Origin of the sequence: Cohnella mopanensis, assembly GCF_022352055.1 — a bacterium.
In the GTDB taxonomy this organism is placed as follows: Bacteria; Bacillota; Bacilli; order Paenibacillales; family Paenibacillaceae; genus Cohnella; species Cohnella mopanensis.
The window spans coordinates 17,578-39,284 of the sequence record NZ_JAKRWM010000027.1 but is presented as its reverse complement, the minus strand read 5'-3'; the positions used below and the strand labels follow the sequence as shown (position 1 = coordinate 39,284).

The following is a 21,707-nucleotide window of genomic DNA, read 5'->3' as shown; positions in this document are numbered from 1 at the left end:
CTAATCCAAGGACCGCGTCCTTACCGCGAACATCCCCATCGGCTTCCACTGAAGGAAAGCGACGATGCAGAGGAACACCAACACTTTACCGAGCGAAGCATCCGACCACCATTCGAACAGCGTATTGAACACCCCGATGCCGAGCGCGCCCGCTACGGTACCAAGTAATTTGCCAACGCCGCCGAGTACGACGACCATAAAAGCATCCACAATATAATAAGTGCCGATTGACGGTCCGATCGGGCCGATCAGCGTTAACGCGCATCCCGCGATGCCGGCGATTCCGGAACCTATGGCGAACGTGAACGAATCCACCCTCCTAGTCGAGATTCCTAGACAAGCCGCCATTTCTCGGTTTTGCATAACCGCCCTCATACGCCGTCCCGCATTGCTACGGTAGATATAGAGATACATGCCGATTAGGCAAAGAGCCACGAGAGCAATAATAAACAACCGTTTATAAGGAAGCACCACTCCCGAGAATACGGTCAGTCCGCCATTCAGCCAAGAAGGACTCGCTACGGCAACGTTAGGCGCTCCGAAGATAGAGCGAGCCAGCTGCTGGAGCATTAGACCGACTCCCCAAGTGGCAAGCAAGCTGTCGAGCGGCCTGCCGTAGAGAAATCGGATGAGCGTCACTTCAAGCAAATAACCTATCGCGAATGCGATGACGAAGCTGACAAGTATAGCTACGGGAAAATAAGCGTCGAATAGGCTTTTGGGAAGGGTTGATTTGAATATTTGCTGAGTCATGTACGCCCCATAGGCGCCAATCATAATAAACTCTCCATGCGCCATGTTGATGACTCTCATCAAACCGAAAGTAATGGCAAGACCAAGAGCGATCAGCAACAAAATCGAACTAACGCTCAAACCGTTAAAAATTTGCGAGAACCAAATCTCCATGACGTAACCCCCTGCTCCAATTGCATCAAACTCTTTCCAAGAACATCGATGCGTCCTACCCTACTCACCCATCACTTTATAAGCGAGGGGAAGCCCCGGTTTGCACCGAACACTTCCCCGGCTTCTACTGCGAATAATCCATTATTGATCGCTTAGACCTTTAGCCCAATCATAGGTTTTGAGATAAGGGTCCGGTTTAACGGGACCTCCGGAGTTCCACAATTCCACGATTTGACCGTCTGCCTTGATCTCGCCGATCCGAACGGTTTTATAGATATGCTGGTTCTCTCCATCGATCGTGACCTTGCCTTCCGGAGCGTTGAACTCGATGCCCTTGGCCGCTTCCCTCACTTTATCCACCTCGAAGGATCCCGCTTTCTCGGCGGCAGCCGCCCACAGGTACACCGCTACGTAACCGGCTTCCATCGGATCGCTCGTTACGCTATCCGCGCCGTATTCTTTCTTGAAGTTCTCTACGAAAACTTTATTTTCCGGTGTATCGGTCGTTTGATAATAATCCCAAGCGACAAGGTGACCCGTTAAGTATTCTGGACCGATCCCTTTCACTTCTTCTTCCGCAACGGATACGGAGATCGTCATGAGGTCCGCCGAGGAAATTCCCGCGTCCTTCAATTGCTTGAAGAATGCCACGTTGCTATCGCCGTTCAGCGTGTTATACACGACATCAGGCTTCGCTTCTTTGATCTTCGCAATGATCGTGGTGTAATCCGTATGTCCGAGAGGAGTGTATTCTTCCGCTACCGTCTCTCCGCCTTTGGCCGCCAATTGCGCCTTGATGATTTTGTTGGCGGTGCGCGGGAACACGTAGTCCGAGCCTAGCAAGAACACTTTCTTCTTGCCTTTCTCTAATAAGAAATCAACGGAAGGAATGATTTGTTGATTCGTTGTTGCGCCAGTGTAGAAAATGTTAGGGGATGATTCCAATCCTTCATATTGAACGGGATACCACAACAGTCCGTTCAACTCTTCGAATACGGGCAACATCGCTTTCCGGCTGGAAGAAGTCCATCCTCCGAATACCGTCGCGACTTTATCTTCGGACAAGAGCTTGCGTGCTTTCTCCGCGAATGTCGGCCAGTCGGATGCGCCATCCTCGACTACCGCTTCGATCTGTTTGCCCAGCACGCCGCCCTTGGCATTAATCTCTTTAATGGCCATTAGCTCGGAGTTCTTAACCGTCACTTCCGAGATGGACATCGTTCCGCTCAAGGAATGCAGAATCCCAACTTTAACCGTGCCCCCGCTTGCTGCCGGCGACGATGCTGCCGCCGAGGATGCAGGCGCGGACGATGACGTCGAACTTCCTGCCTCGTTGTTGTTGCTGCCGCAACCCGCCAATACCAAGCTTGCCGTCAATGCCAGAACGAATCCCTTTAACCCACTGCCCTTCTTCATCCTTCCACTCCCCGATCTTTAGTATGGTTTCTCTAAAACCGAACGTTCGGATCTCTCCACAGCCCAACCGTTCGTAATTACATTATATGGCTATGATAGGTTTTGTGTCAATATACCTTACATAAAATATGTTTTTATTCGTCTTTAACTCATTTTTGAGTGAGTATATGTAATATTATATTACATTTAATGATTGATTAACCTTAGCTAAAGCCCTTTAAACAAGAAAACCCCCGCTTGTGGGAGGTTTGAGAGATTTGTCTCAACTCCCCCAGCGGGGGTTTCAGAATACCGGGGCGATGATCGCTCCGGTATCCTATTATTTTGTAACCGTTATATACCCGAAGTCAGGAAGCAATGCTCCAGCAGAATCGGACGGCTGAGAGAACTCAGAGCCATTTAGCTTCGTGTATTTGATTTCAATCGCCGATCCGGAATCGATCGCAGCCTTGAACTGGGAGGAATACTTATCGTTTAGATCGAACAGTCGAACATTTCTGTTGGGCCAACCCGTTCTTGCGATAAACCCTCTAAGAGCGTATTCAACGCCATCTACCTTTAAAACGAAACCTACGGCCGAAGAACTGGTGCCAAGCTCAAACCCGCTCGCGAAAGTAAGCGTAATTATTCCGCCCGCATAGGAAGCAGTCGGAGTGCCTGGCGCCCCTATTTCCGTAATGGCTTGCGAGGAAATCTCGCCAGGATAGCTATCCATGCTCCAATCCACGATGCCCGACGTGTTCACTTTGACGGATGCAGCTCCGGCAGGAAGCGGGGTGTCGAACTTTAATTTGAACGATAGATTGCCAACGCTATAGCTATAGTTTACCGAAGACGGAACGTAATTCTGCCCGGCGACGGTAATCATATATCTGGAAGCGTCCATTAGATTGATTTGTTTATTATCGCTCGGATTCAATCCAGGCAAGATATCAACAATCATGGAGTTCCTATCGGAACTGATCGTGACTTTTTTGATCTGTGCATCATCAGCGGCTAGCGAATAATCGGAGAATGTCTCCGCTTTGTTGTGCGCATCGGATAGATCTTGAATGGCAGTACCCGTGTACGATAGTCGCAAGGCATTTTTTTGCTGCAGCGGTATTCCGCTAACCAGAAGTTTCACATAAGAGTTAATAAATCCATATTGGTCATGGTAATTGTATAGAACGACATTGTTTACCGTTCCATAATTCAACTGAAAATCCGTTGCCTGAGGTACACTGGTTAAATCAATGTTCTCGTTATAATAAATGTAGACTGCGCTCAAATCATCATTAACGAAATAGCCGTTTGCTCTCGGAGGGAAGGTATCTAAAGCGCTGACCGTCTCTTGATCGAATAAGATCGTAGTTACGGCACTGGAAGTATAGCTCCTGCTAGTATCCCGAATGACGAATTCCACGCGAGTCGTTCGCTCCCCCAAGTTAACGCCGGTATCGAATTCTTGCAATTGATTAACGCCGGAGCTTTCCAGTTTGGAGTACGGCCAGTCATCTACATAAATAATATCGTTATCCGGCCCCGCACGTCCTTCCAGCACCGCTTTTACGCTCGACTCCCATAGTCCGTTTATCGAGTTCACTACCATATAGACTTCGGCCGGAGCATTTAACTTATACCGAACGGAAATCTTTCCGTTTTTCACGAAAGCTTGCGGGTAACCATCGACAAAATAAGGATCAACAAAACCAACGATATCTACGTTATCAGTGCCCTTGGCTCTAACGATCAACTCGTAGGTTTGCGTACCCGTTATGCTTCCGCTAAGAGTTACCGTCAAGCTTACGAACTGATCATCCTTTTCGCCTCTAGTTACAACCCCGCCGTTCGTTATTACTGCTTGATTATTAGAAGTCCAGGAAATCGCAACGCCCGGGAACTCCGGCAAAGATGTGACAAGGTTCAAATTGGAAATGACATTATTCCGGTCCGCGTTACCCGACAAGTATGCCGCTTCAATAGCCGCGAATACCTCTGAAGCCCCTAATACCTTCTGAATGGGGCCGAATGCAGCACTTACGGCAGTACCGCCCACAAGGGCTTGATCAGCCGTTACTTCAACGCGGATATACTTGTTACTGTCTTCCGCCGTTATCGTATAGGTATTGCCGGTAGCGCCGCCAATAACGGAATAAGAGCCATCAGCAGAATCAGACCTTAACCATCTATAAGATACATTGTTATTTGCCGGAGTGCCTTCGTACTGAACATTACCGGCCGTTAATACCGATCCGATATTTTTCTCGCCTGTAATCGGCTGGATGCCCTTAATGAATGCCGTTCCCGCAGGCAAATAATCGATTGCAAAGGTTGTGTTAGCGTAGTTGCTATGCGTGAAAGTCCAGTTCAAATGTTGAATCGCTTCAGGATTCCCGGCATCGAGCTTTAAGATAAAGCTTCCTGCCTTGTACCCATCGGCAATCCCAGCACCGAAGACCGGCTGATACGAATACGTTGCACCTGTCACGCTCGCGTTAATTCCAGTTGTATCTGTGATTGGATTTCCGGCAAGATCCGTCAATGTAATAATGGCATAAGCAAAGTGGCCCGCCGGTTGCACCGTTTGTTGCATTGCCGCAGTTGCGGTAATTAATGCATGATACTGTCCGGCAGCTGAGCCGCTGCCTTGAATAGACAGCTTCCCACTGTTAGTAACGACAGCATTGTCCAACGCCTCGCTCTGATTGATCACTGCACCTTCGAACTTCGAGAGAGCGACCTTGAATGGAGCTTTACCGACTTGGACAGTGATTTGATTCGATTTGTTTCCGTCCTGGGTTACGACCTTAATCGCCTTCGTGCCTGCCCCGACGGCCGTTAACAATCCATTCTGACTAACGGTTACGACGTTGGTGCTATTATCCGCTACCGACCAAGTTACCGTCTTGTTAGCGGCACTGCTCGGCGTTATCGTCGAGGTGAGCTGTTTGGTCTGTCCGACAACCAAGCTCACATTAGTCTCGTTAATTGAAACACCCGTTACCGAGACTGTTGCAGTGCCTGGTCCGCCACCACCACTACCGCCACCGCCACTGCTAGTTCCGCTAGTCGAAGGAATAGGTTGATTGTTTACCGTAGCGCTTACTCCGCTCGCGGTTGTTACCTTATCAATCGTAACTTTGCCGCTTATATTCGTGTCAACTTCCGCAACCAGTTCTTTAATTTTGCCGTTTACGGTAATTTGGGCCGTTTCGGAATGATTAACGACTTTATTGAAATTACCATCCAGGACGATCTCTTGGCCTGCCACGAGATCTGCCGGAATTTCAACGGTTTCAAATCCGCCGCCCGTAAGCTCTTTGGTTACTAGCAATGCTCCGCTTTCCAGCTTTGTAACGGAAACCGACGTGTTACCTGTCGCGAGGATGCGTACTTTACCGTTATATTTATTTACGACAAGCGCACCGTTTACATCGACGCTATTGAATATAATCGAATGTTCTCCGCCGCCACGAACATATACGGAACCTTCTATTTTTACATTGTTAAGCGTAACTTCGCCCTCGCCGACACCCTGTGCGATATAGAGGTCACCCGAGATCTTCATATCCTTCAGAATAACGCCAGCGGAATTGATAACGACATTCCCCTGTACGTCTTTCGAATATTCGCCCGGTTTAGAGATCAGTTCTTGAACGAAATTGTTAAACATCGTGACCGCTTCCGCCCTCGTTAAAGGAGCAAGCGGGTTAAAAGCGCCATCCGGCGAGCCTTGGATCACTTTCTTGGAGACTAGAGCCGCAACTGCTTGCTTAGCCCAAGCCGCAATATCTTTATTGTCTTTGAAGTTAGTTGCACTCGAATTGCTAGGGCTATCCGGAATTCCGAATGCTTTCGAGATCAGAACAGCCGCTTCTTGGCGAGTAATATTCTGATCGGGCAACGCTTTCCCGCCCTCTCCGCTCAAGACACCTGCCGTACCTAATTTAATGATGGATTCGGAATACCATTTCGATGAGTTCACATCCGTAAAAGGATTACTTCCTTTTTCTATGTATTTCATAATATTGTTAATCATCATGGCAAATTCGGCTCTTGTTACATGGTCGTTCGGCCTGAACTGTCCGCCATACCCGCTCACGACCCCCGATTCATTCCATCTCTCGATGGCTTTCTGCGCCCAATGGCCTTGTGAATCGCTTAACTTGGACGCCGATACGGAAGGCATAATACTCATCATCGCTACGAGAAATGCTAATAGAATTGAAAACAATCGACTCTTTGACTTTTTCAAAGCTACTCCTCCTGTTTGTGAATTGAAATCATTACCGATTCCCAAGGGAAAATTACCCCTTATTTCGATAATATATTACATATTTTAACACGATTTGTTTATTCCCTTCCTAAAATCTCCATTAAATAAGGCTGTTTTGGAATAAATAGAATAAAACCCTCGACTTATGGGTATCAAGACTTGCGTCTCTCAAACTCCCAAGCGAGGGTTTCTTCATATTGAATTAGTAAGTCAGATTCGCTACGAATCAGAACGCCGGAACGACCGCCACTCCGTAAGTATCTTGGATGAACTTCTTCACTTCCGGCGTTGTTAATGCCGCATCGAGCTTCTTGATCGCTTCGTTATTCTCGTCACCCTTGCGGACAACGATAACGTTAGCGTAAGGAGAGTTCGCGTCTTCGCGGAACAGAGCCGAGTTCGGATCGATCTTCGCTTCGAGCACCAAGTTAGTGTTTATAATCGCGCCATCCAGATCGGGTAACGCTCGCGGCAATGTCGCGGAATCGGCTTCGACGAACTTGAGCTTCTTCGGATTATCTACGATTTCCTTCGGCGTCGCTTCATACGTCGTAATACCTTCCTTCAGCTTAATGAAGCCTTGCTGCTCCAATAGCACGAGAGCCCGATATTCATTGGACGGATTGTTCGGAATTCCGATTGTCGCGCCTTCTTTGATATCGTCCTTGGATTTGAGCTTATCGGAGTAGAAACCGATTGGCTCCACGTGCACTTTCGTCGTCACGGCGAAATCGTAGCCCTTCTCCCCTTTGATCGAGTCTAGATAAGGAACGTGCTGGAAGTAGTTAGCGTCGATCTGCTTCTCGTTCAGAGCCGGGTTTAATTGACCTTCATCGTCGAATACGATAACCTCCAAGTTCACCCCTTGCGCCTTCAACGCCGGCTTGACGAAATTTAGAATAACCGCATGCGGCACTGCCGCAGCTCCTACTTTGAGTGTGACTTCAGGCGCAGCCGATGGAGATTCGGATGCGGAAGGACTGCTGGATTCGGAAGGCGTTACCGAAGCATCCGGAGAGCTAGACGCGGATGGCGATGGCGATGCGTTATTGTTATTTTTCGAGCCGCACCCCGTAACTACCGCGCTAAGGATTACGAATAAAGACACTAGGACAAACAAACTTTTCTTGGACATTCTCTCTCACTCCCGCTAATTTTTAGCTATCTATTTGGTGAAACCGTGAAACCTCTTGTTAGCCATGCGCGCTACTCCTGCTTATACCGCCTTTTATTGATCGAGCGGGCTATCCAATCCCCGGTCCACTGAAGGGTCTGGACGAGTAAAATGATCACGACCACGGTAGCGATCATAATATCCTCGCGAAATCTCTGGTATCCGAACCGTATAGCTAGACTACCGAGTCCGCCGGCTCCGATCGCACCGGCAACTGCCGTAAGCTCGGTAATCGCAATGACCGCGATCGTCAAGCTGCGCACAAGCGCAGGAAGGGCTTCCGGGATAAGCACGCGAAAGATAATGTCGAATGGAGAGGCTCCGAACGACTTAGCGGCTTCGATTTTCCCTATCACCACTTCCTTCAAGGCGCTTTCCACTATACGGCCTAAGAATGGAGCCGCTCCAATAGAAAGAGATACGATCGCGGCAGTAGGGCCTAAAGAAGTACCGACGACCCATCTGGCCACAGGCAGAAGCAGCACGATTAAAATGATAAAAGGAAGGGAACGAACTCCATTGATAATGAAGCTAACGATTTTATGGATAAACCGTGCTTCCAGCACGTTACCCTTCTCCGTAACGACGAGCGTAATTCCGAGAATCAAACCTAGAATGATGGCAAAAACAGATGACCATACAAGCATGTAGAGCGTCTGTCGCAACCCTTCCCATAGCAGTTCAAGCAGATCATCCCTCATATGCCGGACCCCGCTCCTTCCACCACGTAACGTTTCTGCCGATAATGCTCCACGATGTTGACGAATCTTCTCGCCGTGTCGCTTTCCGGGGCGAGGAAGAACTTGTCGACCGTACCGGTCTCGACGATTGTTCCCTTCTCGATAACAGCTACGTGATTGCAAATATGTTGAAGCACATCGAGCTCGTGGGTAATCAACACCACCGTTAGACCGAGTTTCTTATTGATCTCTTGAAGCAATTCCAGAATGGAATAGGTCGTCTGAGGATCTAGGGCTGAAGTAGCTTCGTCGCACAACAGAACATCCGGCTCATTGGCAAGGGCTCTCGCGATACCTACGCGCTGCTTCTGACCTCCGCTTAGTTGCGAAGGATACGCATCTTCCTTATCGCTTAGCTGAACCATCTCCAACACTTCCCTAACTCGCCGCTTGATAGCCGCTTTGCCATAGCCCGCAACCTTCAAAGGAAAAGCGACGTTGTGAAACACCGTCTTACCGTCAAGCAGATTAAACTGCTGAAAGATCATTCCGATTTTGCGCCTGGCAAGTCGAAGCTCTTTATCGTTCAGATCCGTGATAACCGTATCCCCGATAAGAATGCTCCCCGCATCCGGCTCCTCCAACCGGTTCATGCATCGAACCAGCGTCGACTTCCCCGCTCCGCTGAAACCGATAATCCCGAAAATATCTCCCCGTTTAATCGTAAGATTAAGTTTGTTCAAAGCCGTTAACGTGTTGTTCGCGGTTTTGTAAGCTTTGCTTAAATCGCGTATGACGATCATGACTCCACTCCCATTCCAACAAAAAAAACCAAGCTTCCGCGCGCTTTGACTAAAGCGTAACGGGCTTAGTTTCCAGTGAACTGGTCAACTGTTTTAATTCCAAGTAAACATATTGGTTTTTATTTAATTTAGTTCAAGATTGACCTAATGTCAAGGTTTATTTGCATTCGCCATACAAAAAAGACGTGCCCGGAACCCCTCGATTAATCGATAGGAATTCCAGATCACGTCTACGGTTATTGATGAAATTACTTAGCGGAAGCCGATGGCGACGCGCTCGGGGAAGCGGAAGGCGATGCCGATGGGGATGCGCTAGGAGAACCGGATGCGCTAGGCGATGGTTCTGCCGGCAGCGTTACCTTGATCTCCAGCTTGTCCTGCTCCGCTGTCAAAAATTCGTTCAATTTGACGGACGCGACGGATGTTTTGATCCCGTCTTTGTCCGCTTCGGTGAGCTTATCGTACGCAGCCGCTACGCGGCTCTCGACTTTCATGACGTGGTAGCCGTATTCCGACTGAACCGGCTCGCCGATCACACCGACCGCTTGCGTGTTAGCCGCTTCTTTGAAAGCCGCTACCCAACCGCCGGATTTCTGATTCTCGTACAACCCGCCATTTTCCTTAGATCCGTCATCTTCGGAATATTGCTTGGCCAGTTCCTTCCAATCGCCGCCTGCATCAAGCTTCGCTTTAACGTCTTTGGCGATTTTCAAAGCTTCCTCATCCGTTCTTACGGCATCTCCGGTCTGAGGATCGGTCGTTTTAATCAGAATATGGCGAACGGAGATGACGTTGAAGTCGGATGGATTCTTCTCAAACTCCGCTTTAATTTCTTCTTCCTTAACCGTCGGCTTCAGCTCTTCGCCTTTAGCCGCGTAATAGGACTGGAAAGCCGCCAAATCTTTGTAATGCGCGACCGCTTCTTTTACGGAAAGATCTCCGTCAGCCATGAGTTTCTTCAAATCCGGCTCAGTTTTCATGATCTCTTCCAGCTGTTTTTTGAAAGAATCTGCAGCCGTTTGAGCTTTCTTGTCTTCCTCTTTGGAGATGTCCTTGATCAGAACCTTGCTCACGATGTACTGCTTGATAAATTGCTCTTTAATTTGCGGGATCGACATGTACATCGAAGCTTGAGGGTTCATAATGGACTGAAAAGTCGCGTATTTGTTGAACTCTTTTTCCGTAACCTCTCCGCCTTTATAAGTGGCGATTACAGTTCCCCCCGCCGCTCCTTCTTTCTTGCCGCATGCGGAAATCAATGCGACGAGCATGACCAATGCCAGCGTCAGCGTAGCGAGCCGGCGGTACGGCATGCTTTTATGGTGCAACATCTTGTAGTTCCCCCTTTGATTTTATCGCTTCTTTATATTGTACCAGAAAGTCCTCCACGAGCGCCAATAAAGCGTTCTCATCCATTCCTCGTACCTTAAAGCGGATAAGTAGCTGCTGATCGGTGAATGCCGTAACCATACGCCCTTGGAACTTGGTTTCCATCGCCTTAAGCTTACTCACTTCGATGTCCGCCCGACGGCGCTCTTCCAGCTTCAGCGTAAGCTCATCTCCGCGTCGAACGATGGATTCGATTCCGTATTTACGGCCGTATACCTTCAGTCTCGCGACCGTCATCAGGTTAAGAACCGCTTTCGGCGGTTCTCCGAAACGGTCGATCAGCTCTTCGAACAAGTCTTCGACATCCTCGAGCGAAGTTGCCGTAGCGACTTTCTTGTAGATTTCGATCTTCTGAATGCTATCGTATATATATTCCGGAGGCAAATACGCATCCACGCCCAGATCGAGTTGAGTATTCACCGGCTGCGGAGGCAGGACGACTCCCCCCATCTCCAGCTTGCGGCTTTGGATCTCTTCGGCAAGCATTTGGGAATACAGATCAAAACCGACCGAAGCAATGAAGCCATGCTGCTCGGCGCCGAGCAAATTACCCGCTCCGCGAATAGACAAGTCGCGCATCGCAATCTTAAAGCCGGAACCGAGTTCGGTAAATTCCTTGATCGATTGCAGACGTTTCTCCGCAACTTCCGTTAACACCTTGTCTCGTTGATAGGTAAAATAGGCATAGGCTATCCGGTTCGAACGCCCGACGCGCCCCCTAAGTTGATATAGCTGGGATAATCCCATGCGATCCGCGTCATGGACGAGCAGCGTGTTGACGTTCGGAATGTCGACCCCGGTCTCGATGATACTCGTGCTGACGAGCACGTCGTATTCGCCGTCCAGGAAGTCCAAGATCGTTCTTTCCAGCTCCTGCTCCGACATTTGGCCATGCGCGACGGCAACGCGGGCAGCCGGAACGAGCCCGCTAATCTGCTCCGCAATCTGGTATATGCCTTGCACGCGATTGAACAAATAATAGACCTGTCCATCTCTGGCCAGCTCCCGCTCCACGGCTTCGCGGACAAGCGTCGGGCTATATTCCACCACGTACGTTTGAACCGGGAAACGGTTCTCAGGCGGAGTCTCAATGACCGACAAGTCCCTAACGCCAAGCATGGACATATGAAGAGTACGCGGGATAGGCGTAGCCGTAAGGGTCAGCACGTCTACGTTCGTCTTGATCTTCTTGAGCTTTTCCTTATGGGTAACCCCGAAACGTTGCTCCTCATCCACGATAAGCAGCCCCAACTCCTTGAATACGATATCCTGGGAGAGGAGGCGATGCGTGCCGATTACGACATCAACCGTACCCGCCTTCAATCCTTTCATCGTATCCGTCTGCTCCTTGCGGGAACGGAACCGGCTCAGCACTTTGATATTGAAAGGATAACCGGAGAATCTCTCCCGGAACGTCTCGTAGTGCTGCTGCGCTAGAATCGTCGTCGGAACTAATACGGCAACCTGCTTGCCTTCAATAGCCGCTTTGAACGCGGCACGGATAGCGACTTCCGTCTTCCCATATCCAACGTCTCCGCAAAGCAACCGATCCATTGGCCGAGGAGTCTGCATATCTTCCTTGATTTCCTGTATGGCGCGAAGCTGGTCAACGGTCTCATCGTAGGGGAACATCTCTTCGAACTCTTGTTGATACGGCGTATCCTCCCCGAAGCCGAAACCCGTCGTGGCCTGCCGTTCCGCATATAACTTGATTAGATCGTCCGCGATATCCTGAACCGAACTGCGAACCTTAGATTTCACTCGGTTCCAATCCGCCCCGCCTAGCTTGCTGACCTTAGGCTCCTTATCCTCGTTGCCAATATACTTCTGAATGAGATCGAATTGTTCGACGGGTACGGAAAGTCGGTCTCCTCCCGCATATACGATATGAAGATAATCCTTATGGATACCTCCGACTTCAAGCGTTCCGATGCCGAGATATTTGCCGACGCCATGATTCTGATGTACGACGTAATCCCCGACTTTAAGCTCGGTGTAGCTCTTAATCCGCTCGGCGTTATCCAGATGGCGGTCGACGCGCCTAGCCTTGCGTTGCTTCTGGGTGAACATCTCGCCTTCCGTAATGACGACAAGCTTAATAGAAGGCAGCTCAAAGCCACTCTGCAAATTCCCTTGCAGAATTTCCGGTGTATCGATCTGATAGTCTTCGAGCACCCGTCTCATTCTATCCGCGCGCTCAGCATTGCCCGCTAACATCAAGATGCGGATCCCGCTCTTGCGCCAACGCTCCATCTCCGCCTTGAGCACATTCATCTGCCCATGGAAATTTTGCATCGAACGACAGACGAAGTTGATTATATTCTGAGGCTGCGTATGCGGAATTTGCCTTACGAACAAACTCATGTAAACCGTTTGGAAACCTTTCGGATAGAGCGCTTGCTCCGCAGAAACGGCCAGCACGAAACCGGGCAACGACTTCCCTTGCTGCAGCAGATGGGTCGTCCACTCCGACTCGTCGCGTTCCAGTTGACGAGCGGTCTCGCCCAGCCTGTTCGGTTCATCCATCAGGAGCACTGCATCTTTAGGAATATAGTCTAATAACGTCTGTCTCTCCGGATACAACAAAGAAATATATTTGTAAATTTCGGAGAAATACACATTTTGCCGCAGGAGCTCGATTTCCCGGGTAATTTCCGAGCTCAGCCTTTCTTTCGCTTGCCGGTCGGACATTTTCTCCAATTGCTTCTCCAGCAGATCATGGGCATGCTGAGCTGCATTCTGGAACCGCCTTTCTCCCGCGATCCACTCGCGGCTAGGCTGTACCGTATACGTCTCCAGCTTGTCGATCGACCGTTGGTCTGCAGGATCGAACGTACGGATGGAATCGATCTCATCGTCGAACCACTCCACCCGGTAAGCAACCCCAGATGCAAGCGGGAAGAAGTCTACGATTCCTCCGCGAACGCTTAGATGGCCCTTTTGCTCAACCCGATCGACCCGTTCGTAACCGAGTTCGATCATTCTGCGCAGAAATTGCTCCATCGGGAGCGTGTTGCCGACCGCGAGGTCCATATGGGCTTCCGCCATCGTCCTCAGGTCGGGCTGGAATCTCCGAATACCCGCGAACGGCACGACAATAATGCCGCGGAAGCCTTCCGCAAGCTTAAGTATGGCATCTAGGCGTCGCGCTGATGTTTCCGGGCTTGAGATCGCCGTCTCAGCCGCAATCAGCTCGTTAGCAGGATACAGCAATACGTCATCTGCCGAGAGACACTCCTGCAGATCGTCCGCCATTTTCTGTGCCGAGAACATATTATGGGTAATGACGAGAATAGGCCGTTGTAATTCCCGATACATACCCGCGATAGCCGCTTGGCGCGCGGAACCGGACAAGCCAGCGACAAGCTGCTCCCGCATTCCGCCCTTCAGCCCTTGTATGACGCTAATTAAATCCGGATCGGTCACCAGCGATTGGATTAGCGGCTTCATGGCATTTCCCCTCTCCGATACACACTTACGTAAATTCGCTCTGCAGAATCATGAAAAAAGCCCCGGCACATGCCAAGGACTCCTTGAGGATGTCGGAACGTGATACTAAAGCGTTCATTGCAATGGATTGTTCAACAAAGCCAATTCGGGGTGGGCGTCCAAAGTTTGGCTGCAATAATCGCATATTACCCGTACGGTCACGTCCCCGTTGGAATTATACGCTATTATACGCTTTCGCTCTTCGAGGGTCAAGAAATGCAGGCCCAGCCGATATTCCGGGACATCTGCGTTCTCGAACCGCCCAAGGGACATGCTGCAATGTCGGCAAATATAGTTTACAGCCATATGTATGCCTCCTGAAGTAAGGTTATGCGGCTTCCCGCTTCTCTCTCCAGTATTCCCGCAAAGTCCCTTTTTTAAGCGTATCAGCCTTTGGCGTTATACTTGGCCATCGTCTGCTCGAAGGAGTGGCTCAATGAAAACTCGATCGCATCGCACGCATCCTCGACAGACTTACGCAAATCATCTTGTTCCGATTTGGCGAAATTCGATAATACGTAATCCGAAATAACCATCCCCGGCTTCGGTCGCGAGATGCCTACACGGACACGGTTAAAGTTCTGAGTACCGGTGTGCTGGATGATCGATTTGATCCCGTTATGCCCTCCGGGACTCCCTTGATACCGCAATCGAATACGGCCAACCTCGGTATCGAGGTCATCGTATACGACGATCAGATCTTCAAGCTTTACTTTATAATAGTCCATGAATGCCCGTAACGATTCGCCCGATAAGTTCATATAGGTCATGGGCTTCAATAACGCCACTTTCGTATCTCCGACGCGCGCTTCTCCAACGAGAGCTTTGCACTTCTGAGTACCGACCTCGATATTCAAACGGCGCGCCAATTCGTCAATCACCATGAATCCGGCATTATGTCTAGTATGGGCATAATTGGAGCCTGGATTCCCTAATCCGACTATCCAACGCATAACAACATTCATCCTCCAAATTGTAACGAATCAAATATTTTTTTAGAGATGCAACGATTTTTACCCCTCGTGTGTCCTAAAGGATACAGAGTTCACAAAGAAGAGGGGGGAATTGAAGGTGTACATGAACGGTCAAATGCTCTACGACGATCGACATTTCCTAGATCATATGTCTTCGGAAGTTCCAGTACAAATTTACTGCGGGCAGCGACACAGCGATATTGGGTTCATCGAATATTATGGCAAAGAATTCGTTCAGGTCAACAATATTTTCTACAATCGCAAGCAATTCACCTTCGTGTCTCGTCCGGGATATTAACCGCAAGCTTATTATTGCAGGAAAGGGGCCGCGCTGCTTAAGCGCGGCCCCTTCTATGTTCGGATCAATTTTTATCGATGGCCAATGCCGCTTCCGAATGCTTGCGGTCTTCTTCGGCCTTATCATCGAGAGCATCCAATTCCTCTTCGGTACGCTCTTTCTGCGGAGCCAATACGGCCAAGATGACCGTATCCGGATCTTGAGTCGCCTCTACTCCGTTCGGCAGCGTCAGTTCCCCTATCGTCAAATGCTCCCCTATCTCCAATCGGCCGACATCGACGGCAATGAAATCGGGAATATCCTTCGGATAACACTCGATTTCGATTTCGTGAAGGGTAAGCTGGAGCATTCCGCCTTCTTTTTCCCCGGGAGAAACTCCGGTCACATCAAGACGAGCCGCAGTCGAGATTTTCGCGTTCAAGTCGATTCGATGAAAGTCGATATGCAGGATTTGGCGAGATAACGGATCTCGCTGCACTTCCGATAACATAACCGGCTGTTTTCCTTGATCGGGAATTTCCATCTCGATTACGGCATGAGAATGGGTTCTAAGCAGCGTATTCAGATCCTTGGCATCCATTGATATTTTCGAAGGGCTCATTAAGCCCTTCCCATAAACAACTCCCGGGATTTTACCGGAGTTACGTATTTGCCTTAGTTCACCCTTTGTTGAAGCTTCGCGTGCTTGTACCTGTAACGTTGCGCTCATTAATGAATACCTCCTCAAGTACGTATAACCTTGTTTTACCCTTTAGAGGAGGTCATTAAACATTTAAACATGAGGCTCGAACAGTTTGCTTATCGATTGCTTCTCGTGAATTCGGACAATCGCTTCCGCAATTAATGGCGCTACGGAAAGCACCTTCACCTTATCCGTGTGACACGGCTGCCGTAATGGAATCGTATCCGTGACGACAATCTCGACAATCGGAGAAGCATCGAGCCGCTCAATAGCGGGGCCTGAGAGAACGGGATGCGTACAACAAGCATATATGTCGCCCGCTCCGGCTTTCTTAAGCGCATTGGCCGCAAGCGCAATCGTACCCGCTGTATCGATGATATCATCGATCAGAATAGCCGTTCTGCCGGAGACGTCACCGATAATGTTCATCACTTCCACGACATTAGGCTCGGGTCTGCGCTTATCGATAATCGCCAGGGGCGCTTGTAACGTATCCGCTAATCTGCGTGCACGAACCACACCGCCATGATCCGGCGAGACGACTACGGGAGAATTTAGCTTTTTGCTGTGAAAATAATCCCCCAAGATCGGAACGCCTAGCAAGTGGTCAACGGGAATATCGAAAAAGCCCTGAATTTGCATCGCATGCAAATCCATAGCGATTACACGATGTGCTCCCGCCGTCTCAATAAGATTGGCGACCAACTTCGCCGTAATAGGATCCCGAGAACGAGCCTTGCGATCTTGGCGGGCGTACCCGTAATAAGGAACAACGACGTTAATCGTCTTAGCGGATGCCCTTTTCAAGGCGTCCACCATGACGAGAAGCTCGATAAGATGATCATTCACCGGCGCAGACGTAGACTGGATAACATACACGTCGCTGCCTCTGACGCTGTCATCAAGCCGAATATGAATTTCTCCATCGCTAAACCGGCTCATTTCAGCATTCCCTAGCTCAAGCCCGATATGGCTAGCAATCGCTTTCGCCAACTCGGGGTTCGAGCTGCAGGAAAATAGCTTTAATGTTGGATCCGAATAAGCCATCGCATAACCGCCTTTGTTTACTCGGTTTCTCTATTCTTCTTAGCCCGGGCACGCGCGCGTAGTTTATCCGCATAACCCGGCTTGTTCACTTGCCGCTCGCGAGCGATAGCCATGTCATTGTCCGCAACGTTGTGCGTTATGGTGGATCCAGCTACGATATAAGCTCCGTTGCCGACTTTGAGCGGAGCAATGAGATTGGAATTGCTGCCGACGAATACGTTGTCGCCGATTTCGGTCTTCGATTTATTATACCCGTCGTAATTAGCCGTAATCGCTCCGCAGCCAATATTTACGTTAGATCCGACGATAGCATCACCTACATAGCTCAGATGAGGTACTTTGCTATGTTCTCCGATAACCGTATTCTTAATCTCTACGAAATCCCCGATTTTCACGTGCCGTCCCAGTTTCGTTCCAGGACGTAAGTATGCGAACGGTCCAATTGTGCTTTCGTCCCCGACTTCCGCTCCTTCGGCGACGGTTTGGCGGATCGTCACGTTATCCCCTAGTACCGTATCCGTTAATTCGGTCGATGGGCCGATGATGCAATCGGATCCGATCGTCGTACGGCCCCGCAGGACAGTGCCTGGGTAGAGGATCGTATCCGGACCGATTTGTACATTCGTTTCGATATACGTATGCTCGGCATCGATGAAAGTCACACCATTCACCTGATGGCCTTTATTAATCCGCAGTCTCATAAGTCGCTCTGCTTCTCCAAGCGCGATACGGTCATTCACGCCGATCGCTTCCGCAGGATCGTCGACCAGGCAAGCCACGATGGCATCCCCTTCGCGCTGCAATATCCCGATCACGTCCGGCAAGTAATATTCTCCCTGAGCGTTATCGTTCGTTACCTGTGCCAACGCTTGGAATAGCTTACGATTATCGAAACAATAAGTTCCGGTATTGATTTCCTTGATGCCGGCTTCTTCAGGCGAGCAATCCTTGTGTTCCACGATGCGAAGAACGCCGTTATCCGCGCCCCGCACAATGCGGCCGTATCCAGCTGGGTCGCTTAGATCAGCCGTGAGGATCGTAGCCGCCGCGCCTTGCTTCGTATGCAGGTCAATCATCGCTTCTATTGTTTCTTTGCGTACGAGAGGAGTGTCCCCGCAGATTACGATAGTTACGCCTTCTTCATTAGCCAAGAGCGGAGCCGCTTGCAGAACCGCATGCCCTGTACCCAACTGCTCGGACTGCAGTGCATATTCTACGTTGTCTCCCAACGTGTTCTTAACGGTCTCGGCTCCGTGACCTACGATCACGACGGAACGCTCGCAGGATGCCCCGCGAACTGCATCCAATACATGCCCTACCATAGGCTTGCCGCATACGGAATGCAACACCTTATATAGTTTCGATTTCATGCGCTTGCCCTGTCCCGCGGCAAGCACGATCGCCATCTTTTTCATCGGGTAAATACGCCCCTTCCCTTGCAATTCGCTTTCATTTAAACATCACCAAAATCATAGCCTATTCTTGCGCAAATGAAAAGAGAGCCTCTTGGGCCCTCTTTTCGATTTTCACTATTATGCCCCTTCGACCATAACTTCTTCTTCTTGCGCGGCTCGCTCATATTCAGCCAATACTGCAGCTTGAATCTTCTCGCGTGTACCAGAAGAAATCGGATGAGCGATATCCCGAAATTCTCCATCCGGAGTCCGTTTACTCGGCATAGCGACGAACATTCCATTGTTTCCGTCGATAACGCGTATGTCATGTACGACGAATTCGTTATCGATCGTGATTGAAGCAATGGCTTTCATGCGCCCCTCCGAATTGACGCGGCGGAGTCTCACGTCTGTAATTTGCACCTGTGTTCACCACCTTTGTCCATCAGAAAGACTTGGTGTAATATTCCACAAATCAGGGCAAATTCCTTCTTAAATATGGAAAAACAATTGCTAAATTTGAAATAATTTTTTAATTCCTGACAGTTTCGACAGATATCGTCGCAATCAATTCTATTTCGACAAGAACATCCTTCGGAAGCCTTGCCACTTCTACGGTTGAACGTGCAGGAGTATGCTCTCCGAAGTAGGCTGCGTAGACGGAATTGAACTCCGTAAATTGATTCATATCTTTCAAGAACACGGTCGTTTTGATGACGTCTTGGAACTTGGCACCCTCGGCTGCTAATACCGCTTTCAAATTAGTTAAAACTTGATGCGTTTGTTCCTGAATCGTGCCGACCACAAGCTCGCCAGCTGCAGTGAGCGGAATCTGTCCGGAAGTGTACAGTAGGTTACCAGCGCGAACGGCTTGCGCGTAAGGTCCGATTGCCGCAGGAGCTTCCGGTGTAGAGACGATTTTGAGCGCCATAATCTATTCCTCCAATGGTATGTAACCTTATTTCAGAAAAAAGTTCCCCGGCTGCACGTTAATTTGGCGAGTTTTCAGATCGACTTCCGTTAAGCGGGCAAGCGAAACATAGTCATGAAGCAATCTTTCCTCGCTATCGATTTCGCCCGATTCCACGAATACGCCAACCCCGGCGACGACGGCTCGAAACTCGTACAGTAAGTCGACCATCCCTTGAATCGTTCCGCCGGCTTTCATGAAGTCGTCAATGATTAGCACTCGCGATTCTTCTTTAAGCGCACGACGAGCTAAAGACATCGTCTGTATACGCTTAGTGGAGCCGGACACGTAATTGATGCTCACGGCAGAACCTTCCGTAACCTTATGGTCGCGGCGAACGATTACGACCGGCAAATTCAAATATTGCGCTGTCGCATGCGCAAGAGGAATCCCCTTGGTCTCCACTGTCATAATCACGTCGATATTCCGATCCGCGAATGCCGTGGCGAACATCCGGCCAACCTCCTGCATCATCGCAGGCTGCCCAAGCAAATCCGTCATATATAAATAACCGCCCGGAAGCAACCGTTCCGGTTGCTCTAGCTCGCGGCAGATGGAACCCATCTTCTCCAAAGCTTGATCCTTACGGCACTTAGGTACGAACCTCACGCCGCCGGCAGCACCGGCCAACGTATTCAATTCCCCGATTCCTTCGTCCTCGAATACTTCTTTGATAATCGCCAAATCCTCGCTAATCGATGATTTGGCCGACTGATAACGCTCAGCAAATGCTGTCAGAGAAATTAACGTATGAGGGCGGGCCAATAAGTATTGCGTCATTTCCACGAGCCTAGCGCTTCGTTTCAACTTTTTCAAGTTCCCCTCTCCCGTCCAAAATCCGAATATTTTAGGAGTATCATAACATTTTTATACGGTTTTGTTCAAGAAGATTGGCTTCGTGGTCCCTAATAGAGAAATTATGTTAGCATTCTTACCACATATACTTCTTTACAGAACCCTCTTAAGGCGTTATATACCCGTGCAACTTTGATTTCCTTGGATACAAGTCCGAACACGGTAGGTCCGCTACCCGACATGAGCACCCCGTCTGCCCCTGCTTTAATCATGCAATCTTTAATTTGCCTGACCTCGGGATAACGATTAAGCGTTACGCTCTCCAGCACGTTGCCTAGGGAAGAGCACATCTCTTGGAAAGATTGCCGGGACAGCGCATCCAGCATGTTCGGGATAGACGGATGCTCCTTCAGGTCGTTGACTCTGAACTTCCCGTATACGTCTGCCGTCGATACGTTAATCGGAGGCTTGGCCAGTATGACCCAGCATTGCGGCGGCGGCGAGATCGTCTGCAGCTTCTCTCCGCGACCTCGGGCAAGAGCGGTTCCTCCGCGTATGCAGAAAGGTACATCCGAACCCAGCTCTGCGCCTAGCGTTTCCAGCTCATCCGTCGATAACTCTAGATTCCATAGCCGATTAAGCCCTCTTAACGTTGCCGCGGCATCGCTGCTTCCGCCCGCAAGACCGGCGGCGACCGGTATTTGTTTATCCAAATGAATATAGACGCCTCTCGTGACTCCATAGCGTTCTTTAATTAATCTAGCCGCTTGGAAGGCCAGATTCTTCTCATCTAGAGGAATAAAGCCTACTTGGCTGGACAGCACGATCTGATCGCGAGGAAGCTCTTCCATCTCCAGGCGATCGGCCAAGTCGACCATCGTCATGATCATTTCTACTTCATGAAAGCCATCCTCCCGCTTGCGCAGAACATCTAGCAGCAAATTGATTTTGGCGGGCGCTTTCTCATAAATTTTCGACAAGTTCATCACCACTTCCCATGTTAAGGGCTAAGTTGATCTCAGACAGTAATTTACAATACGCAAGTCCTCAAAAAACCTTTACATATTATAACAAACAGCGCCTCTAAATGCGAAAAAGAAGGTCGAATTCCCGCCAATAGGGATTTCGCCTCCTTTCGTGATTCCATCCGTCGTTAGGATTGCGGAGACTTCGACGCTGCCTGCTCCGCGATCTGAATAGCCCGCTTCACCATGTTTCCGGCATCCTTCGTTCGTATGCCGCCCCAGCCTTCCTGCTGCACCGTTCCGTAGAATCCTAAATCCTTAGCCAGCTCCGCCTTGAATTGCTCGGACATAACCCCTCTTCTGCGACTCATCCCTTCGCCTCCTACGCATGAGTTAACAATCCTAACTAAGTTGAGTCCTTCTTTAGAATGCCTCTGCGCAAGCCAATACATGCAAAACGGGCAGCA

General features: G+C 49.6%; 19 protein-coding genes. 1 reads left to right on the top strand and 18 read right to left on the bottom strand.

The genetic code is table 11. From position 1 onward, the window contains the following. The 10 genes from urtB to pth form a co-directional block, all read right to left on the bottom strand. On the bottom strand, positions 1 to 906 hold the full coding sequence (gene urtB / locus L3D05_RS24405) for an urea ABC transporter permease subunit UrtB (protein WP_239618987.1): 906 nt from the start codon (positions 904 to 906) through the stop codon (positions 1 to 3). Positions 907 to 1,047: 141 nt separating this feature from the next. Further along, positions 1,048 to 2,322 (bottom strand): urea ABC transporter substrate-binding protein, encoded by a 1,275-nt coding sequence (gene urtA, locus L3D05_RS24400; RefSeq protein ID WP_239618986.1) that lies wholly within the window; start codon positions 2,320 to 2,322, stop codon positions 1,048 to 1,050. A gap of 319 nt (positions 2,323 to 2,641) precedes the next feature. After that, positions 2,642 to 6,559, bottom strand: coding sequence for an S-layer homology domain-containing protein (locus L3D05_RS24395; protein ID WP_239618985.1), 3,918 nt, complete (start codon positions 6,557 to 6,559; stop codon positions 2,642 to 2,644). Positions 6,560 to 6,806: 247 nt separating this feature from the next. After that, a complete protein-coding gene (locus L3D05_RS24390) occupies positions 6,807 to 7,715 on the bottom strand; it encodes a MetQ/NlpA family ABC transporter substrate-binding protein (RefSeq protein ID WP_239618984.1) in 909 nt (302 codons plus the stop codon). 71 nt (positions 7,716 to 7,786) lie between these two features. Then, positions 7,787 to 8,455 carry a methionine ABC transporter permease gene (locus L3D05_RS24385; protein WP_239618983.1) on the bottom strand — a complete coding sequence of 223 codons (669 nt, stop codon included), beginning with the start codon at positions 8,453 to 8,455 and terminating at the stop codon, positions 7,787 to 7,789. After that, positions 8,452 to 9,237, bottom strand: coding sequence for a methionine ABC transporter ATP-binding protein (locus L3D05_RS24380; RefSeq protein ID WP_239618982.1), 786 nt, complete (start codon positions 9,235 to 9,237; stop codon positions 8,452 to 8,454). The genes L3D05_RS24385 and L3D05_RS24380 overlap by 4 nt, the downstream gene beginning before the upstream one ends. 248 nt (positions 9,238 to 9,485) lie before the next feature. Next, on the bottom strand, positions 9,486 to 10,568 hold the full coding sequence (locus L3D05_RS24375) for a peptidylprolyl isomerase (RefSeq protein WP_239618981.1): 1,083 nt from the start codon (positions 10,566 to 10,568) through the stop codon (positions 9,486 to 9,488). Next, positions 10,555 to 14,076 carry a transcription-repair coupling factor gene (gene mfd, locus L3D05_RS24370; RefSeq protein ID WP_239618980.1) on the bottom strand — a complete coding sequence of 1,174 codons (3,522 nt, stop codon included), beginning with the start codon at positions 14,074 to 14,076 and terminating at the stop codon, positions 10,555 to 10,557. Before mfd ends, L3D05_RS24375 begins: the two co-directional genes overlap by 14 nt. Before the next feature lie 114 nt (positions 14,077 to 14,190). Continuing rightward, the gene (gene fin / locus L3D05_RS24365; RefSeq protein WP_239618979.1) at positions 14,191 to 14,421 is read right to left on the bottom strand and encodes an anti-sigma-F factor Fin; all 231 of its coding nucleotides are present in this window, start codon (positions 14,419 to 14,421) and stop codon (positions 14,191 to 14,193) included. 80 nt (positions 14,422 to 14,501) lie between these two features. Beyond that, positions 14,502 to 15,068 carry an aminoacyl-tRNA hydrolase gene (gene pth, locus L3D05_RS24360; RefSeq protein WP_239618978.1) on the bottom strand — a complete coding sequence of 189 codons (567 nt, stop codon included), beginning with the start codon at positions 15,066 to 15,068 and terminating at the stop codon, positions 14,502 to 14,504. A 124-nt stretch (positions 15,069 to 15,192) separates the two neighbouring features. Between pth and L3D05_RS24355 the strand changes: the two genes are divergently transcribed. After that, on the top strand, positions 15,193 to 15,387 hold the full coding sequence (locus tag L3D05_RS24355; RefSeq protein WP_182303991.1) for a hypothetical protein: 195 nt from the start codon (positions 15,193 to 15,195) through the stop codon (positions 15,385 to 15,387). A 64-nt stretch (positions 15,388 to 15,451) separates the two neighbouring features. Here the strand turns inward: L3D05_RS24355 and L3D05_RS24350 are convergent, their stop codons facing one another. The 8 genes from L3D05_RS24350 to L3D05_RS24315 form a co-directional block, all read right to left on the bottom strand. Beyond that, positions 15,452 to 16,096, bottom strand: coding sequence for a 50S ribosomal protein L25 (locus tag L3D05_RS24350; RefSeq protein ID WP_239618977.1), 645 nt, complete (start codon positions 16,094 to 16,096; stop codon positions 15,452 to 15,454). A 63-nt stretch (positions 16,097 to 16,159) separates the two neighbouring features. After that, positions 16,160 to 17,116 carry a ribose-phosphate diphosphokinase gene (locus L3D05_RS24345; protein ID WP_239618976.1) on the bottom strand — a complete coding sequence of 319 codons (957 nt, stop codon included), beginning with the start codon at positions 17,114 to 17,116 and terminating at the stop codon, positions 16,160 to 16,162. 17 nt (positions 17,117 to 17,133) lie between these two features. Further along, entirely contained in the window at positions 17,134 to 18,531 is a 1,398-nt protein-coding gene (gene glmU / locus L3D05_RS24340; protein WP_239618975.1) for a bifunctional UDP-N-acetylglucosamine diphosphorylase/glucosamine-1-phosphate N-acetyltransferase GlmU, read from the bottom strand. A 117-nt stretch (positions 18,532 to 18,648) separates the two neighbouring features. Then, positions 18,649 to 18,933: a septation regulator SpoVG gene (spoVG, locus tag L3D05_RS24335; protein WP_115995948.1), complete on the bottom strand. Its 285-nt coding sequence runs from the start codon at positions 18,931 to 18,933 to the stop codon at positions 18,649 to 18,651. A gap of 109 nt (positions 18,934 to 19,042) precedes the next feature. Beyond that, positions 19,043 to 19,441, bottom strand: coding sequence for a RidA family protein (locus tag L3D05_RS24330; RefSeq protein WP_239618974.1), 399 nt, complete (start codon positions 19,439 to 19,441; stop codon positions 19,043 to 19,045). Positions 19,442 to 19,468: 27 nt separating this feature from the next. Next, positions 19,469 to 20,296: a pur operon repressor gene (gene purR, locus L3D05_RS24325; protein ID WP_239618973.1), complete on the bottom strand. Its 828-nt coding sequence runs from the start codon at positions 20,294 to 20,296 to the stop codon at positions 19,469 to 19,471. Positions 20,297 to 20,397: 101 nt separating this feature from the next. Continuing rightward, a complete protein-coding gene (gene ispE, locus L3D05_RS24320; protein ID WP_239618972.1) occupies positions 20,398 to 21,261 on the bottom strand; it encodes a 4-(cytidine 5'-diphospho)-2-C-methyl-D-erythritol kinase in 864 nt (287 codons plus the stop codon). 167 nt (positions 21,262 to 21,428) lie between these two features. Beyond that, the gene (locus L3D05_RS24315) at positions 21,429 to 21,611 is read right to left on the bottom strand and encodes a small, acid-soluble spore protein, alpha/beta type (RefSeq protein ID WP_239618971.1); all 183 of its coding nucleotides are present in this window, start codon (positions 21,609 to 21,611) and stop codon (positions 21,429 to 21,431) included. Positions 21,612 to 21,707: the final 96 nt, after the last annotated feature.

Excerpts from the sequence above, each read along its gene's own strand:
- glmU (WP_239618975.1), bottom strand. The coding sequence starts at position 18,531 with ATGAAAAAGATGGCGATCGTGCTTGCCGCGGGACAGGGCAAGCGCATG.
- urtA (WP_239618986.1), bottom strand. The coding sequence starts at position 2,322 with ATGAAGAAGGGCAGTGGGTTAAAGGGATTCGTTCTGGCATTGACGGCA.
- mfd (WP_239618980.1), bottom strand. The coding sequence starts at position 14,076 with ATGAAGCCGCTAATCCAATCGCTGGTGACCGATCCGGATTTAATTAGC.
- L3D05_RS24350 (WP_239618977.1), bottom strand. The coding sequence starts at position 16,096 with ATGAGCGCAACGTTACAGGTACAAGCACGCGAAGCTTCAACAAAGGGT.
- L3D05_RS24390 (WP_239618984.1), bottom strand. The coding sequence starts at position 7,715 with ATGTCCAAGAAAAGTTTGTTTGTCCTAGTGTCTTTATTCGTAATCCTT.
- L3D05_RS24375 (WP_239618981.1), bottom strand. The coding sequence starts at position 10,568 with ATGTTGCACCATAAAAGCATGCCGTACCGCCGGCTCGCTACGCTGACG.
- pth (WP_239618978.1), bottom strand. The coding sequence starts at position 15,068 with ATGCGTTGGATAGTCGGATTAGGGAATCCAGGCTCCAATTATGCCCAT.
- urtB (WP_239618987.1), bottom strand. The coding sequence starts at position 906 with ATGGAGATTTGGTTCTCGCAAATTTTTAACGGTTTGAGCGTTAGTTCG.
- ispE (WP_239618972.1), bottom strand. The coding sequence starts at position 21,261 with ATGAACTTGTCGAAAATTTATGAGAAAGCGCCCGCCAAAATCAATTTG.
- fin (WP_239618979.1), bottom strand. The coding sequence starts at position 14,421 with ATGGCTGTAAACTATATTTGCCGACATTGCAGCATGTCCCTTGGGCGG.
- L3D05_RS24315 (WP_239618971.1), bottom strand. The coding sequence starts at position 21,611 with ATGAGTCGCAGAAGAGGGGTTATGTCCGAGCAATTCAAGGCGGAGCTG.
- L3D05_RS24380 (WP_239618982.1), bottom strand. The coding sequence starts at position 9,237 with ATGATCGTCATACGCGATTTAAGCAAAGCTTACAAAACCGCGAACAAC.
- L3D05_RS24385 (WP_239618983.1), bottom strand. The coding sequence starts at position 8,455 with ATGAGGGATGATCTGCTTGAACTGCTATGGGAAGGGTTGCGACAGACG.
- L3D05_RS24355 (WP_182303991.1), top strand. The coding sequence starts at position 15,193 with ATGAACGGTCAAATGCTCTACGACGATCGACATTTCCTAGATCATATG.
- L3D05_RS24345 (WP_239618976.1), bottom strand. The coding sequence starts at position 17,116 with ATGGCTTATTCGGATCCAACATTAAAGCTATTTTCCTGCAGCTCGAAC.
- L3D05_RS24330 (WP_239618974.1), bottom strand. The coding sequence starts at position 19,441 with ATGGCGCTCAAAATCGTCTCTACACCGGAAGCTCCTGCGGCAATCGGA.